The 16,583-nt window shown below is 56.2% G+C and carries 11 protein-coding genes, 1 pseudogene and 1 other annotated feature; of the genes and pseudogenes, 7 read left to right on the plus strand and 5 right to left on the minus strand.

Features of this window, described 5'->3' with window-relative positions; genetic code table 11:
- Nucleotides 1–148: 148 nt before the first annotated feature.
- The 5 genes from AC56LR_RS09620 to AC56LR_RS09640 all read right to left on the minus strand — a co-directional run bounded on the left by AC56LR_RS09620 (nucleotide 149) and on the right by AC56LR_RS09640 (nucleotide 6,949).
- Entirely contained in the window at nucleotides 149–910 is a 762-nt protein-coding gene (locus AC56LR_RS09620; protein WP_497129821.1) for a copper resistance protein B, read from the minus strand.
- On the minus strand, nucleotides 907–2,841 hold the full coding sequence (locus AC56LR_RS09625) for a copper resistance system multicopper oxidase (protein ID WP_497129822.1): 1,935 nt from the start codon (nucleotides 2,839–2,841) through the stop codon (nucleotides 907–909). The genes AC56LR_RS09620 and AC56LR_RS09625 overlap by 4 nt, the downstream gene beginning before the upstream one ends.
- Nucleotides 2,838–3,305 (minus strand): four-helix bundle copper-binding protein, encoded by a 468-nt coding sequence (locus tag AC56LR_RS09630; RefSeq protein ID WP_497129824.1) that lies wholly within the window; start codon nucleotides 3,303–3,305, stop codon nucleotides 2,838–2,840. Before AC56LR_RS09630 ends, AC56LR_RS09625 begins: the two co-directional genes overlap by 4 nt.
- 1,052 nt (nucleotides 3,306–4,357) lie before the next feature.
- On the minus strand, nucleotides 4,358–5,107 hold the full coding sequence (locus AC56LR_RS09635) for a hypothetical protein (protein ID WP_497129825.1): 750 nt from the start codon (nucleotides 5,105–5,107) through the stop codon (nucleotides 4,358–4,360).
- Between the two features lie 3 nt (nucleotides 5,108–5,110).
- Nucleotides 5,111–6,949 (minus strand): 2Fe-2S iron-sulfur cluster-binding protein, encoded by a 1,839-nt coding sequence (locus AC56LR_RS09640; protein WP_497129827.1) that lies wholly within the window; start codon nucleotides 6,947–6,949, stop codon nucleotides 5,111–5,113.
- Between the two features lie 900 nt (nucleotides 6,950–7,849).
- Between AC56LR_RS09640 and AC56LR_RS09645 the strand changes: the two genes are divergently transcribed.
- The 7 genes and pseudogenes from AC56LR_RS09645 (at nucleotide 7,850) to AC56LR_RS09675 (ending at nucleotide 16,541) form a co-directional block, all read left to right on the plus strand.
- Nucleotides 7,850–8,341 carry a hypothetical protein gene (locus AC56LR_RS09645; protein WP_497129829.1) on the plus strand — a complete coding sequence of 164 codons (492 nt, stop codon included), beginning with the start codon at nucleotides 7,850–7,852 and terminating at the stop codon, nucleotides 8,339–8,341.
- Between the two features lie 308 nt (nucleotides 8,342–8,649).
- Nucleotides 8,650–8,874 carry a DUF2933 domain-containing protein gene (locus tag AC56LR_RS09650; RefSeq protein WP_497129831.1) on the plus strand — a complete coding sequence of 75 codons (225 nt, stop codon included), beginning with the start codon at nucleotides 8,650–8,652 and terminating at the stop codon, nucleotides 8,872–8,874.
- A gap of 88 nt (nucleotides 8,875–8,962) precedes the next feature.
- On the plus strand, nucleotides 8,963–9,628 hold the full coding sequence (locus AC56LR_RS09655; protein ID WP_497129833.1) for a methyltransferase family protein: 666 nt from the start codon (nucleotides 8,963–8,965) through the stop codon (nucleotides 9,626–9,628).
- A gap of 73 nt (nucleotides 9,629–9,701) precedes the next feature.
- Nucleotides 9,702–11,003, plus strand: coding sequence for a family 1 glycosylhydrolase (locus tag AC56LR_RS09660; protein ID WP_497129835.1), 1,302 nt, complete (start codon nucleotides 9,702–9,704; stop codon nucleotides 11,001–11,003).
- A gap of 273 nt (nucleotides 11,004–11,276) precedes the next feature.
- Nucleotides 11,277–11,555 (plus strand): periplasmic Cu(I)/Cu(II)-binding protein CopK, encoded by a 279-nt coding sequence (copK, locus tag AC56LR_RS09665; protein WP_497129836.1) that lies wholly within the window; start codon nucleotides 11,277–11,279, stop codon nucleotides 11,553–11,555.
- An 892-nt stretch (nucleotides 11,556–12,447) separates the two neighbouring features.
- Nucleotides 12,448–13,668, plus strand: a pseudogene (locus AC56LR_RS09670) (IS3 family transposase).
- Nucleotides 12,726–12,842: a sequence feature (AL1L pseudoknot), on the plus strand. It overlaps the preceding pseudogene by 117 nt.
- A gap of 80 nt (nucleotides 13,669–13,748) precedes the next feature.
- A complete protein-coding gene (locus AC56LR_RS09675) occupies nucleotides 13,749–16,541 on the plus strand; it encodes a cation-translocating P-type ATPase (protein ID WP_497129838.1) in 2,793 nt (930 codons plus the stop codon).
- Nucleotides 16,542–16,583: the final 42 nt, after the last annotated feature.

Here is a 16,583-nt window from a genome sequence, read left to right on the forward strand (position 1 = left end):
AATGCGCGTTGGCCATTGCAATAGAAAGCCGGACATAATCAAAACAAATCCTACGTAGCAATGGATCTCGCCTAACTGAGCTGAGAGACGGGCGCAAGAGAGCACGCTGACTGCAGCCTTCCTGTCCCGCCGCTGCAGCACACGCGATCTAGAACCACACGCGAAGTCCCGCGAGAACGCTCCATCGGGCGACGTCTTCCCCGCGATCCTGCGCAAACCGGGCCGCTCTGCCGTAACGTTTTTGCCACGTCAGTCCCACGTATGGCGCCAACTCGCGCTTTACCTCATAGCGTAATCGAAAGCCGAGCTCGATGTCGTTCACACCCCGCCCGACGCCCTGTTCCTTCACTTCCTGAAGCGCGAAATTAGTCGCGAAGCGCGGCTGCAGCACCCAGCGCTGGGTTAGCAGAAGGTCATACTCGATTTCAGCCCGCCCGGAAACCTCAGCATGTTCGCTCAGGAAGGCCGCCGCCTGGACCCCTAACCGATAGGGCGCGAGTCCCTGCACTCCGACCACCGCGTACTTGCGCGAGGGGATGCCCGGCCCTGGCTTGACATACCGCAGGCCCGCTTGAAGGTCCCAGAAGGGAGCCACTAATCGACCGTAGAGAAACTGAATGTCTACATCTTCGGGCTTGCCATTGTCGGGTTTGTTCGCTTCGGTGTAGATCCAGAGACGATTGTAGTCGCCACCAATCCACGCTGTTGAATTCACGCGAAGTCCATCCCGGCTCGCGCCCCCTTCGCGGGCGGCGGTGCGTTCGAGCTGGTCAATCAGAACGAAGCTGCGAACTGGACTGTCCTCAACAGGTTCCGTTTCCTGGGCTTCGGCGAAGGCGCCTGGCATCGTGCACGCAAGTGCGATGGCGCAACGAGTGAGGGTGTATTGGACATTGGCTACATGTTTCATCCCGGCCTCCGTCCTGAGCGATCGACCACGGACACGACACGGAACATGCCAAGCTCCATGTGAAAGAGCAGGTGGCAATGGAAGGCCCACTTGCCTACCTCGTCGGGCTCGACATCGAACGACAGCCGCTCGCTGGCTTTCACATTGATGGTGTGCTTCAGGGGCCCCTTCGCGCCCGCGCCGTTCGCCAGCATCATCCACATGCCATGCAGGTGCATCGGATGGTCCATCATCGTGTCGTTGACGAAAGTCACGCGTAGACGCTCGCCGTAGTCGAAGGGGATGGGTTCCCTGGCCTCGGAGTATTTCTTACCGTCGAACCCCCAGATTTGCCGATCCATGTTCCCAGTGATATGCAGCTCGATCTGCCGTTCAGGTACACCTTCTGGCTCGGGCGCCGACAAGCGCCGTAAGTCTCCATACACGAGAACCCTGCGACCAGCGTCCCCGAGTCCGGTTCCAGGTTCGCCAAGCCGGCTGGCGGGCATCTCTGCGATCGTCGAATTACCCGGCCCGTGGCGATCCGGACCATGAGGTTTCGACTGCGAGATTGCGACCTGTGCTGACATGGCATTCTGCTGCGCTGCTCCGCCATGTGTCGTATGCGTGATACCGGAGGGCGACGGTGTACCTGACGTTGCCGGTTTGGGGCCCGCTGGCATCGTTATGCCGGACTTTCCAGGCTGGGGCGCGGATGGCATTTCCATGCCGGCCATTGCGTTTCCGGGACCTGATGGCGTGGGCGCACCAGCCATTGCAGCGCTCGGCGTGGCCGCGGCGGTGGCCATGGACATTCCCCCCATCGCCTCGCCCGACATTCCCATGTCGGCCATGGTCCGGAGCGGGCGTAGGCGGCGCTCCGGAATCGGCGCACGCAACCCTGAGCTGCGCGCGAGCGTGCCGGCTGCGTAACCGCTGCGATCCATCGCTTCGGCAAAGATGGTGTACGCCTCTTCGGTACGCGGTTGGACAATCATGTCATAGGTTTCGGCTGGAGCAATCCGGAACTCGTCGACCGTCACTGGTTCGACGTTCTGGCCGTCAGCCTGTACAAGTGTCATGTCCAGGCCCGGGATGCGCACATCGAAGTGCGTCATTGCCCCTGCGTTGATGAAGCGAAGTCGGATGCGTTCGCCCGGTTCGAAGAGCCCGGTCCAGTTCTGGTTGGTTGATCGGCCATTGAGCAAGTAGGTATATGTAAAACCCGTTACGTCCGCGATATCGGTCGGATCCATCCGCATTTTGCTCCATTCCAGGCGGTCAGCGAACATCGCCCGCCAGCCGTCGCGTGACGCGTCTCGGAAAGCGTCGCCAAGGGTGCGTCGGTTAAAGTTGTAATACGAGCCTACCTTTTTCATCTTGGCCAGGACGCGGGCTGGATCCTCGAAAGTCCAGTCCGACAGCATGACGACGAATTCACGGTCGTAAGCATATGGATCCGGCACGACGGGGTCGATGATCAAAGGGCCATACAGCCCAGCCTGCTCCTGATTGCCCGAATGGCTGTGATACCAGTACGTGCCGCTCTGACGCAGCCGGTATCGATAGGTGAACGTCTCGCCGGGCCGAATGCCATTAAAACTTACGCCGGGTACACCATCCATATCCGGCGGGACGATCAGCCCGTGCCAATGGATCGAGCTTGTTTCCTGCAACTGGTTCGTCACGTGAATTGTTACGCTTTCTCCCTCGCGGAACCTCAAGACCGGGCCAGGCAGCAAACCATTGACCAGGGTTGGCGTGGCGATTTTTCCGTTGATGTTGAGCTTGCTCCGAGCGATCACGAGTCGGCTGACAGGGCCGGCCTCCGACGGGGCCGGTGCATTGACTGACACGCCCGGCGGCGCCCATGCCCGCCCGGCAGCCGTGGCGCCAAGTGCGGTACCCGCCGCGGCCGCCGTGGCTTGTAGAAAACGTCGGCGCGTGCTCATGTCATCGTCCTGCAGCTCTTTGCACAGCGCTGGCATTGCTCGACACAGTCGCGCATGTCGCCCACTTGCTCACAGCTCTTGGCGCACGCCTCGCACGCTTCGGCACAAATCAAGCAAACCCTGCCATGCAATGGCGAATCGCTCAGCATAAAATTGGCCGACGTTTGGCATAGCTCGGCGCAGTTGAGCAGCAGTCGAAGATGCGCCTTCGCCACGTGTCGGCCGCCTCGGTCCAGGCAGTAGCCCGTTGCCATCCGAAGACACATGCTGTGGCAATCGAGACACGATTGAATGGCCTCCTTCATTGACGGCATTACTCCGGAACGGGAGGTGGATGCTTGCCCCATGGCTGCGGATGCTGTCGAGCTCGCGGCGAGCGCCAAGCTCATTTGTAGAAGTCGACGGCGATGTTCCCGCGGCTCTGAATGCATTTGACGCTCCTCATGCGATACACGGCTGATCATGATGGTCCTTTCGACGTTGGGTGGGGAATCACTGATGGCATGGCCTTCCGAAATCCAGAAGGCGCTGCATGGCCGTCCTGCTACACGTCTTTTTTCCTCGATCCTTATTTCTTGTTAGCTAACATTAGTGATGGTCGAGCCGCCCCAGCCCCTTAATATCGTTCCACGAGGTCGATTGGTGGCAGAGGTAGCATTGATGCACTTTTGCGTTCGGTTGGCGCGCCATGGGCGCGGACATCATTGAGAAGTGCATCATGTTGTGGCTCGGAGGGGGGCGATGACATTGCGCGCATTCTGTTGACCGTACTGACGGATGGCGGAAATCGACGACCTTCCACTGATCTGTAGCGTGACACTGCATGCAGTTGGGCCCTAGCAGGCCCTGGTGCCGGTCCTTGGTCGCGTGGCAGCTTACGCAATTGAGCATCGACTCGGTCGGGCCGGAGTGTGGATGCTTACCCGGTAACGCACTTCCACTGGTTGGCCGGTTTGCGCCTGTTGCGGGAGTACAGTCGCCAGTACTTGCGCAGCCGTTCGGCTGGGCGCTTGCTCCGGGGGCATCCGGAGCAGGAGGCCGCGAAGCAGGCAAACGGTCCAACATGTTCACGACCGTCTCAATGTCCTTCGCACTCAGGCGAGAATCAGCAGGCCCGCCGCTGAGTGAAACACGTAATTCGCGATGCGCAGTTTTGGAAAGCAGCGCGTGGTCCATTGTTGTCGGCATTCTCGCCATGCCTTGATGTTCAAGGTGACAACCACTACAAACCTGAATGTTGGCATGAAACGCTGTGGGTTGGCGTTGTAGAAGCTCGGTATTATCTCCGTGACAAGATATGCACAGCGCCGGCTCGACACCTTTGACAGGTGTATGGCAAGCGGAGCAGCTATTAGCTAGAAACAAATGTGACTGCGAAAGTTTGCCAGGGGAGACGGCTTGCTGCCAAAAACTGAGAAGCTTTGCTTCCCCCATGGTCCCGTAAATGCCGATCCCGATCCCGATCATGACCAGGACAGACAGGACTGTTGCAAAGATGAGTTTTGGTCTGGGCATATCAGGAAACCCACCTTAGCCCATACTGCACGCCAGCGCCGATATGAAGGGCGAGGAAGATATAGAAAAACACCGAGACCGTAATGTGTAGCGTGAGACACCGGCTGAACCACGGTTTGATAAACTCGTGCATACGGACGGAATACTCAAGGTCAGCAACCGATTCTGCGATTCGAGTGACGTCCCCCAGCCGAGCGCCACGCTCACCAACAAACCCCAGCGATGCTAAGCCTGCGGCCAGGACATCTGAGCTCGGTACAGTTTCCCGTTGATCCGGAATGCGTCCAAGTGCGCCCCAAGCGTTGTCCAGATCGCCGCGGGCGGTCTGCAGCAGCGCCAGTTTGTCCTTGATTTCATGAGAAACAAAGGTGAGTAGATAACGCACAACAAAGCCACTGATTACAACGAGCAGCATGGCCGCCGTCAGCACAATTCCCAGCCAACTGTCAAACTTGTGCCCGGTGTGGACGATCGCAAGCAAAGGGCCGACGATGCCTGCATAGACGTGCATGGTGAGCAGCGCCTTCATCGACACGTGATCCACAATGCGAGTGTTCAGGGCGCGCACACGTTTTGCTATTGGATATCCGAGTGGAGCGAGCATCAATACCGCCCCGGATATTCCAAAGACTGCACCGAGTCCACTGCCCGGGAATCGCGGGGAACGATGAAGGAAAAAGCCAAGCCAAGCCAGGAGCAAGGTAATCAGCACGCCACTGACGATAATGATTTCACGCTGATTGTTCTTCATGGTTCATGCCTCGACCGTAACAGGGACTCGCGCCCTGGCCTGGCACGCAAGGATAAGGCCGCTGGCCTTCTCATCAGAATCCAGCCCATCCTCGACCGCCATCTCGACTTCACCTGAGATCATCTTTACCTTGCAGATACCGCAGGTGCCGACCCGGCAAGCGAATTCAATCCCAATGCCAAGCTCTTCCGACAGTTCCAGAACGGTCTGGTCGGTATGAATTTTTGCCGACTTATTGCTGGTGGAAAATGTGACTAGCGGGCCGGTTGCCGGGCTGGTAGTTTTGACTGTCGTTCCGGCCAAGGGGGATGGCGCGGCAGTACCAAAGTCCTCGGTCTTTACTTGTTCACCGGGAACCATCAGCTCCGTGAGAATCGCTTTAACCGCGCTCATCATCGCGGGGGGACCACAAAGATGAATCCTTCGCGAAACAAGATCGGGAACTGTCTGTACGAGCAAGTCCTTGGTAAGTCGTCCGGTTCGCCCGCGCCAGTCCGTCCCTTCAGGGCGTTCCATGATGACGGTTACGTGAAGCTTCGGATTGATAGTTTGTAGCGTGCCAAGCTCTTTCGCAAAGATGAAGTCAACCGGAGCCCGGCATGCATATATGAAGTAGATGTCATGCGGCCATAACTGGTCCGTTAGATAGCGCGCGATACTCATCATCGGAGTAATTCCTACGCCGCCAGAGATCAGCACTATGCTGTCCGCTTCAGTTCCGTTGAAAGTGAAGCGCCCAACGGGTCCGCTTGCTTCGAACTGGTCGCCAACTCTTAGCAGATCAACAATGTGACGTGAAACGGCGCCGCGGGGCTCGCGTTTCACGGTCAGGTCAACATAAGCGCGCTGGGTTGGAGATGACGAAATGGAGTAGGAACGATTCATTCTTGCTCCTCCGATCGAGAACGCCACGTTAAGGAATTGGCCCGGTTGAAACGTGAAGGGCATAGCGTAATCGGCCAGCGCTGGACAAAGTCGAAGCGTCTTGACGCTTGGCGTTTCCTCGATAACGGCGCCAATACGAAGCTGCCCCCGCCACTTCTCTCTCGGGGATGGGGCAGAACGCGGATCATTAGCTACTTTCGAACGGTTTTCATCACCGGAATCGGGCGGCGCCACTCGATTCTCGGCGAGAGCTTTGACCAGGGGACGGGGCGTGTGACCGGGGAGTGGCTGCGCGTCCGCACTCGTCCCCGCCGGATCGAGCCCGGGTTTTGGAGGCACTCCAGACACCGGAGGTGCCGCTGGCGGCGATGGGCCAGGAGTCCCGGTAAGGGGCGGCGATGCCCCGACCGGCGAAGCTCCTCCCGTAGCCTCGATCCTGCTGAAGAGCGCTGCTGTGCGTCGCATCTTAAAAAAATACATGACGACCATCGCTAACGAAAATGCGATTAGGAGCGCCATTGTGAGGAGATGCAGTGGCGAAATGCCATGAGCTGCGCGTAGAGCTTCGTTTGAATCAAGTCGGGATACGCCCATCTCATTTTTGAACCATCGCAAAGCGGCGTTTTGAGGTGGTGTTCCGTCCTTGAGCAGCCTGTTTGCGGCCACCCCGCTGGCAACATGGCCGAGTCCAACCCGCATCTGCTGCATCGCGCTCGTTGCCACCGCGTGGTCGCCCCTATCGATCGCGGTGGCAAGGCGCCTTTGCGCCGTTATCAGAAGGGAAGTTCCTTCTTCGATACGCTCCTCGGAGAGACGCCGCACTTCTGCGCGCTGCTCCGGCGTAGGATCCGGCAGGCTCATCAAAAAAGGGTAAAGCTCGTTGCGAGCTTGTCCGCCGCAGCAGCCGCCTCCCTCGCCACCCATCATTCCTTCCATCGCCCCCATGTCAGAAGGCATGATTGCCGTTGACTTTGGAGCGGGCACTTCAGGTTTTGCGGGTATGCCCACCAGACTAGGCGGCACCTTTAAGGTAGCAGCGGGCGCAGCCGCACCAGGCGCTTTCGGGGTTGGATGATGGGCGTCATGCTCCGCCCCGCTTGACTGAGCCAAGGCGTACGTGCTGCTACACGTGAACATCCACCCGGACAAAAAGACAATTCCACACAGGCGCATGCGCCCAATCTGGAGTATGCGTCTCAATCGATGAACGAAATCGCCCAGGACTATCACGCGTTTGCCTTTCAATTCCAAGAAGTTAATTCCCGGACGACACTATCAATTTAAGCATTCCCTGGTCATCGTGAGGCAAGTCTACGCTCGTTCTCGTCATGAAAGTGGTAGAGTTTTCTATGTTTTGGTTGGGGATGCGCTAAGCCCGTATTGTAACTTGCCAAAAAACAGTTGCGTCGATGGAGCATCGGGAAACGGGCTAGTTCACCTATAGGAGATGCATTGGCTTACCGGTTTCTGAAATACATTGTTTGATTTTATCAATTGCAAATTTTTCCTCTCCCTCATTTCTGAATAAATTGCGTATTGCTAACGACGCTGCTTGTAGCTTCAGGTATGGCATCCGCATCTGAAGAGTGGATAACGGTCGCCAGACGTGTGTAACATCGGCTAGTTCCAGTAAAAAATTTTTTAACTGATGGCGGTTGAGAATTATCAATTGGTCGACGGCAATTGGAGCTTCGAGTTTGCTCTTGATACAAAAAATTTTAACGACAATCACTAATAAATATTTTTAGCCCAATGTGCGATGCCGCACGGACGTAAAAGGTAGGAGGTAGGATACCAAATGAATGACGAAATATGGTTTTTTCCTTAATTTCCGATCAACGTTTGTAGAGGTGCAACATGAAAACCGCCCTTATGTGCACGTTAGCCGTTGCCACTGTTTTGTTTGCTCAGCGGCCTTTGGCGCAGGAACATCAAATGTCGAAAGACTCTGGAATGAAAATGAATATGGGGAAGCCAGCTCAAGAAATGCCGATGGCGATGAAGCCTGGGACGGACACGACCACGCCTGAGTTACCAGTTCAGGCAGAAATGGAAAAAATGCAGCGTCAGATGGACAAAATCATGGCAACAACAGACCCGAAATTACGCCGAAAACTCCTAGAGGAGCATATGGAGACCATGCAAAAAAGCATGAGCGCAATGCAGAACATGCAGGGTTCGTCAATGAGAGGGAAAGCTCAGTCAGGTCGCGCGTCTATGGGGAATATGAAAGACAAGGATATGCAGAAACGCCAGGAAATGACAGAAACGCGGATGAATATGATGCAAATGATGATGGATCAAATGATGCAGCGCGATAAGGCGATGAATGCAATGCCCCATATGTAAGCCAACGACGAATCTCTCCTTAAGAAACTGGATCGCAACTCGGTACTGTCTTGTTCCTTGTGGCGGCAGGTTTAAATATTCGCCGGAAACTGATGTTCGCCTTGGCCTGTAAAGCGTCTGGCATTTCAGTCGGCCCTGAACTCGCTTTTCGAGCTGTATTTTTAGAGCAGCCCTGGAGAAAATCACATGACGCTACTCACCACGAATTGGTGATCCCGTCGCCATGCGGTTGATCCTTACTCGGTAACAAAGACTTTTCTTGGACAAACGCAACAGAAACGTTGACGACAACACGCATGGAGAAGTAAATGGACCGACCGATAGACGATTGTGACAGACGCCGTAGTCGCACGGCCGAAAGACTGGCGTTTTTTGTATTCGCGATGATCGCGCTGTACTTCTTGCTTACCCAGCACAGAGCCCACCTGATCAGCGCCCTGCCGTACCTGTTGTTGGCTGCATGCCCGCTGATGCATGTGTTCCATCACGGTGGAAATCGACACCATCGCGACAGCAAGGACCATGCCGAATAGCCACTACCAGAAATAGACCGCGCGCTGGGCGGCGATGACATCACAGCAAGACACCACGGTTAAAAAATAGCTTTTCAGGAGCCACTTTGTGGAACAGTTTGACACCGCACCCGCATATGGCCTTTGGACCCTGGTGATCATTAACTCGCTGGTTTTCATCATTTTCGCTTTCAGTTTTGCAAAGCCGCGAAGCCGGCGCGACTGGCGTTCACTGGGCGCGTTTTCCGCTTTCCTGGTGGCGCTTTTCACTGAAATGTACGGATTTCCATTGACAATCTATCTATTGCTGCCTTGGCTATCCGAGCGTTTTCCCGGCATTGATTTCCTCTCCCACGATGCAGGCCATTTGCTGGAGACTATGTTCGGATGGGACGTGGACCCACACTTTGGACCGTTCCATGTCGCTAGCAATATCATGATCCTTGCCGGTTTCTTCCTGCTGTCGAGTTCATGGAGCGTTTTACACGACGCTCAGCGCAGGCGCGTTCTGGCAAAAAGTGGCCCTTATGCCCGGGTTCGACATCCGCAGTACGCAGCCTTCGTGATCATCATGTTCGGGTTCCTGCTGCAATGGCCAACGCTGGTTACGTTGTTGATGTTTCCGATACTGGTGCTGGTATATGTGCGACTCGCACGCGCCGAAGAACAGTGGGCGCTGACGGAGTACGGAGAAGCATATCGGCGTTACTGCGAGCGTACCCCAGCTTTCCTGCCAGCTCTTGGGAAAAAGACCGAGAGCAGCGCGGGCCTATGAGCGCCAATTGCTGTGGGTAAGCAATAGAAACCCGTTGACCAGCAGTTGTCGCCGTCCCGGATAAGAGTCGATCGTGGATCCTGCGCGCCACCTGGTCGCATTCGGGCATATGCTAGTTGAAGGCGCGCGTTTGCGTGAGAAGCGAGTTTTTTCAGAAGCGAGGCACAGAGTGCAACCGTTTCTTTTTGCCACTGGTATCGAAAACAGCTACCCCGTCATCGGGTCGCCGGACGGCGGCCGCCAGCGCGTGGATGAGATGGAGAAAACTGGCCACTACGCCCTGTGGAGGCAAGATCTTGGCCTGGTGGTTGAACTTGGTATCCGGGTCCTGCGTTATGGCCCGCCTTATTACTGCACCCACCTTGGTCCCGGGCGGTATGATTGGGAGTTTGCCGATCAGGTTTTCCTTGAGCTGAAGCGTTTGGGTATTACTCCCATTGTCGACCTTTGTCATTTCGGTGTGCCCGATTGGTTAGGTAGCTTTCAAAACCCTGACTTCCCTGTATTATTTGCCGAGTATGCAGAGGCATTCGCCCGACGCTTCCCTTGGGTGACGTTGTATACGCCGGTCAACGAAATGTATGTCGCCGCCAACTTTTCCGCGCGTCTCGGCTTGTGGAACGAATGTCTGCGGTCAGACGCGTCTTTTGTTACCGCCACAAAGCATTTGGTTAAAGCGAATATTTTAGCGACTGAAGCGATCCAGAATGTCCAACCGTACGGCAAGTTCATTCAATCCGAATCGTCCGAGTATTTCCATGCAGCCGAACCGGCGGCGATGAAAACCGCCGCACACTTGAATGAGTTGCGATTCCTAGCACTCGACTTGAATTATGGTTACAACGTGTGTGCAACCATGTATGAGTACCTGCTGGATAATGGCATGTCGCGCGCCGAATATCATTTCTTTCTCGACCGAAATGTAAAATCGGTATGCATCATGGGCAACGACTACTATGCCACCAATGAGCATATCGTTTACCCGGACGGAAGCACGTTTGGTTGCGAAATGTTTGGATATTATGTCATAACCAAACAGTATTATGACCGCTATCGGCTACCAGTGATGCACACAGAAACGAACAATCGCGAGGCCGGACGAGGCGAGAAAGACGCGCGTATCTGGCTCGAACAGCAGTGGTCCAACGTTGTCAGGCTGAAAAATGATGGCGTTCCAATCGTTGGATTTACCTGGTATAGCTTGATAGACCAGGTCGATTGGGATAGCTTATTGACCACCAATAACGGCAACGTGAATCGTTATGGGCTGTTCGACCTCGAGCGCAAGATCAGGCCAGTTGGCGAGGCGTACCGTGAGCTGATCAGGACTTGGTCAAGTCAGGTAAATAGCGGTCTGATGTGCCTCCGAAGATAGGGACGGCAGATACTATGCTGCGAAAAGGAAAACGAGTCCTACCGCGGACCGCATTTACATTATTATTCGCTATAAAAGACAGTTCTCATGAAGGTAGTGGTTGTGAGGTCGAGTGTAAGACTGTAGCTACAACGATGACCGCGAACGAAATGACGAGGATGCGTGAACTGAATTACGGAATTAGCCAACATCAGATCCAAAACGGCGTATTATTAGGGTGCAGTTTCTCGTATGCTCTAGGGTTATTTAACTTTAAGTTGACCGGAGGTAAAAATGATCAAGAAATGCGTAGTGATTGTGGCCAGTGCTATCATCGCCTTGTCAGCTCATGCAGTCGATACTAGCAAAGTCGAAAAATCGTTCGAACTTAAGGATGGCTCGACCGTCTACATTTTTAAAGATGGCAAGATGGCAATGGAGGATAAGCACGGGAGAGTAATTAGTATGAAAAAAGGGCAGGTTATGGAGACCAAAGATGGTCAGCGGATCATTATGATCGGCAATGAACTGTCGCGGCTTGAGCCAATATTGCACGGAGATCACAAAGGCTGATCAGTTTTTAGGGGTCGGTGCAATTGTCGTTTGACTCCAGTTTCGTCTTTTGAACACGGAATTTATCCGACCACCGAAATCCAGCAGCATTGGCTCTGCGTGGATCGGACTGGTTTGGTGCGTCCGCTCTGCATTGCGCGATTGGACTTTGTTGCGCACATCAGCTGAGCACGTGATGTCCTCAACCCAAGACGGAATTGCGGCGTGACAATGGTCGTAGGTGCCCAACCGCGTGAAGCGGTTTAGGATGGCGGCGCTTATCTGCACTCGGCAACCTGACGGTAGGAGTTACGTTCCATGAGACAAACCTAAAGGGAAACTATTATGGGAATTCGATTAATTTTTGCAGCGTTTTCGCTTATAAGCCTCGTCGCTTGCACAACTGTTGCCCCGACTAGCAATGAAATTCCGGAAGCCATTGCAAGTGCGTCAACGTCGGCTGACCACGAGAGAATCGCCGCTTTCTTTACTCAGAAGGCTGTGAGCTATGACGCCGAGGCTTCCTGGCACAGTCGAATGGCAAACGCCTACGCTGGTCCGAAAGGCAATGGGAGGGATGAGCGCCCATTGCAACCGTATGCGTGATCAATTTCTGGCGGCTGCACAAGAGGCGCGCGCGCTAGCGGCCGAACACCGGAGAATTGCGGCTCAAGGACGATAGAAATTTGTAGACTAGCGAGGACTACCGGGTGCCTAAATCGCCCCTAGTATCTCGAGATGTGAGCGCACTGCTAAGCGCGATTACTTCGCTTTCCTGGAAGACCAGTGCACGTGAACGATCGCCCAACCTTCGCCCTTCCTTTGGTGAACCGCCGTGCCGGTTCCAAACACTTGCACAGTTTTGAATCGCCCTGGGTTTTGTAGAGGCTCCATTCTTTGAGAAAATGGAGCTATGAAAAAGCAACCCAAGTATTCCCCAGAAGTCATCGAGCGCGCCGTACGCATGGTCAGCGAGGCCGGCAGCCAGTACGAGTCGCAGTGGGCAGCAATCACGTCGATCGCGGCCAAGATCGGCGGCACGCCGGAGACGTTGCGTCGCTGGGTACGCCAGCAGGAGCGCGATACCGACCAGCGTCCAGGACCGACCACTGCCGAAGAGGAGCGCGTCAAGGCGTTCGAGTGAGAGGTGCGCGAGCTGCGCAAGGCGAACGAGATCCTGCGCCTGGCGAGTGCGTTTTTCGCCCAGGCGGAGCTCGGCCGCCACTTCAAGCCGTAAGGGCTTTTATCGACCGGTACCGCCGTGCCTACGGTGTCGAGCCGATCTGCAAGGTGATGCAGGTCGCACCGTCGGGCTACTGGCGCCACGCGGCGCAGCAGCGTAATCCGGCATTGCGCTGTGCCCGTGTCCAGCGCGACGACGTTCTGAGCGTCGACATCGAGCGGGTCTGGCAGGCGAACCTGCAGGCCTATGGAGCCGACAAGGTGTGGCGCCAACTGCGACGTGAGGGAATTGACGTTGCCCGCTGCACGGTGGAGCGTTTGATGCGCAAGGCCGGCCTGCGTGGCGTCATGCAAGTCAAGGTCGTGCGCACGACGGTAGCCGATGCGAAGGCACCATGCCCGCTGGAACGCGTTAACCGCCAGTTCACGGCCAACGACCGAACCAGCTATGGGTCAGCGATTTCACCTATGTATCGACCTGGCAGGGTTTCGTGCACGCGGCCTTCGTCATCGACGTCTTCTCCAGGACAATCGCCGGCTGGCGCGTGAGCAGCTCGATCCGGACCGACTTCGTGCTCGATGCCTTGGAACAGGCGCTGTACTCACGTCAGCCGGAACGAAACGAGCTGGTCCACCATAGCGACAGGGCTCGCAATACGTATCGATAAAGTACAGTGAGCGCCTGGCGGAAGCTGGCATCGAGCCGTCTGTGGGCAGTAAGGGCGACAGCTACGACAATGCCCTGGCCGAAACCATCAACGGGCTCTACAAAGCTGAGCTGATCTACCGCCGCGCTCCTTGGAAAACGCGTGAGGCCGTCGAGCTGGCCACCTTGGAATGGGTTTCCTGGTTCAACCACCACCGCCTCCTGGAACCGCTCGGCTATATACCGCCAGCCGAAGCTGAGGCAAACTATTACAAGCAACTGAGCAGTCAAGCCGTCCCGGTCTGACTCACACTAACCGGCCTCCACGAAAGCCGGGGCGGTTCAGTTTGATGTTCCAGCCCACGAAGCGCCTATCTGGACGAGAGATGCATATTCCAAACACAATCGAAGATTTTTCTCTTCAAGAGATCGATGACGTTGTCAATGCACTCAACACTGATCTTAAAAACGGCCTGACATCAGACGCGGTTAAACGTCGACTGGCGGAGGAGGGGCCCAACGAGTTGCGCGCCGCACCACGCCAGCCGCTCTGGCGACGGTTCATGTCGCATTTCCAGGATCCGCTGGTCTACCTGTTGCTAGCCGCAGTGGCAATTTCACTGTCAGCCTGGCTCATTGAAGGTGCGGTAGGGTGGCCCATCGACGCGGGTGTCATCGGGGTCATCGTGCTCCTAAACGGCATCCTAGGTTATGTACAGGAAGCGAAGGCCGAGAATGCGGTTGCGGCGCTGGGGCGGATGACCGCCGTTTCGTCTTCGGTAATTCGAGAGGGAAAGGTGATTCGCGTACCCAGTGCCCAACTCGTGCGCGGCGACCTGCTCTTGCTGGGGGAGGGAGATGCAGTAGGCGCCGATGCGCGCCTCGTTGGCACTGCGTCCTTGCGAGTCCAGGAAGCATCGCTCACCGGCGAAAGCGAAGCCGTGCTCAAAGACCAGTCGACACTACCCGGCCCGGTTTCGATTGCGGACCAGGTGAATATGGTCTTCAAAGGCACGGCAGTCGTCCAGGGAACCGGTCGCGCTATCGTCACCGCGACCGGCATGGCAACACAAATGGGCTCGATCGCCGGAATGCTTGACGCCACGAAGGAAGAGCTCACACCCTTGCAGAAAGAGATCGCTCGGATCGGTCGTATGCTCGGCATGGCGGTTGTCGTAATCGCCCTGATTGTGGTCGGGACCATTCTGTTGCTGTCCGATATCAGAACGAGCAGCGACGTTGTTAATGCTTTGTTAATAGGCGTCTCCCTTGCTGTCGCAGCGGTTCCGGAAGGGCTTCCGGCAACCTTGTCTGTCGTACTGGCGATGGGGGTGCGGCGGATGGCAGCCCATAACGCCATAGTCAAAAAGCTGTCATCTGTAGAAACGCTGGGGTCCGCAACCGTCATCGCTTCTGACAAGACCGGCACCCTGACACGCTCCGAGATGACCATCGAGCGCATCATAACGGCTTCGGGCACCACTTACGTCACCGGTGTCGGCTACGCTCCAGAAGGCAAAGTGGAGGACGAGGGAGTGGCTCTGGGCATTGGACCACTGTTGGCGGAAAATATCGTTCTTCTCAGCGGCGGAAGTCTTGCAAGCAACGCGCAGCTACAAGAGACGGGGCAGGGGAAATGGGAAATACAGGGCGACCCGACCGAAGCCGCGTTCCTCGTCGCCGAGCGAAAGCTGGGTGTTGCCGGGCGGCGTCAATGCCGCTTTTCGCGTATCAGAGAAATCCCGTTCTCATCCGAGCGAAAAATGATGTCCAGCCTCGAAGTGGACCATGAACATAATGATGAGCTCGTTGTAGTGACCAAGGGTGCCCCCGATGTACTGCTGCATCGGTGCACCAGGATGAGGATCGGCGCTGACGTGGTTCAACTTGACGACGATTTGCGCAAGCGCATTCTGGCCGACGTCGATACGCTTTCCGATGCCGCGCTGCGCACGCTGGCAGTGGCTTACAGGCCACTCGTATCAGGCGAAGACAGCGCTTCCGACGAACTTCTCGAGCAGGAGCTTATCTTCGTCGGTACGGCCGGCATCATCGATCCGGCCCGCGAAGAAGCAGGCCAGGCCATTCGGGAGGCTCGTCGAGCCGGCATCCGAACCGTGATGATTACTGGCGACCATCCGCGCACGGCTGGCCGGATTGCCGCTGATCTCGGCATCGTCGAAGCCGGCGCTCCGGTGCTGACGGGTCTCGATATCGACAAGCTAGACGATGTTAGTTTCGCCGAGGCGGTACGCGATATATCTGTTTACGCGCGGGTAGCGCCGCAACACAAGTTGCGGATCGTCGATGCACTCCAGGCTAATGGCAATGTGGTGGCGATGACCGGCGACGGAGTCAACGACGCCCCGGCGCTGAAGTCGGCGGACATTGGGATCGCAATGGGCGTGACCGGCACAGAGGTCACCAAGGAAGCCGCAAAGATGATCCTGGCCGATGACAATTTTGCGACCATCGTCCACGCAGTACGCGAAGGACGGGGGATTTTCGACAACATCAGGAAATTCCTCCGTTACCTGCTGTCTTCGAACATGGGTGAGGTCTTGACGGTTTTTCTGGGCTTGGTGTTTGGTGGGGTTATCGGCCTTGCTGACGCAGGGGGAACGGTAGCACTTCCCCTGCTGGCAACCCAGATCCTGTGGATTAATCTGTTAACCGATGCAGGCCCTGCTCTGGCCATGGGCGTCGACCCGCAGACCGATGACGTCATGGCACGCAAACCCCGGCTGCTGAGCGATAGGGTGGTTGACGCGATCATGTGGATAAGCGTGCTCCAGACGGGCCTTGTCATGGCGCTTGTCACGCTTTTGACGATAGATATATATCTGCCCGGCGGGCTGATCGAAGGGACGCGGGATATCGATAGTGCCCGTACCGCTGGCTTTACAGTGCTTGTATTCGCACAGTTATATAACTGCTTTAACGCTCGATCGCACACCGAAAGTGCCTTCCGCCATCTGTTTGCGAACCGGTGGTTGTGGGGAGCGGTTGCCTTGTCATTTGTCCTGCAGATCTGTGTGGTCCACCTTGGGTTTCTCAACACTGCGTTCGGCACGGTTCCGCTGGACTTCGATCAGTGGCTGGCGTGCGCGGCGATGGCCAGTATCGTCCTGTGGTCCAGCGAGCTGCGCAAGCTAGTGAGCCGGGCAGCGCCTCGCTGAGTGCGGGTGTTCCAGGTCTGGCTGAGTGCCATCGCTACCGAG

It is taken from the genome of Telluria sp. ZT3P39 (genome assembly GCF_059685935.1).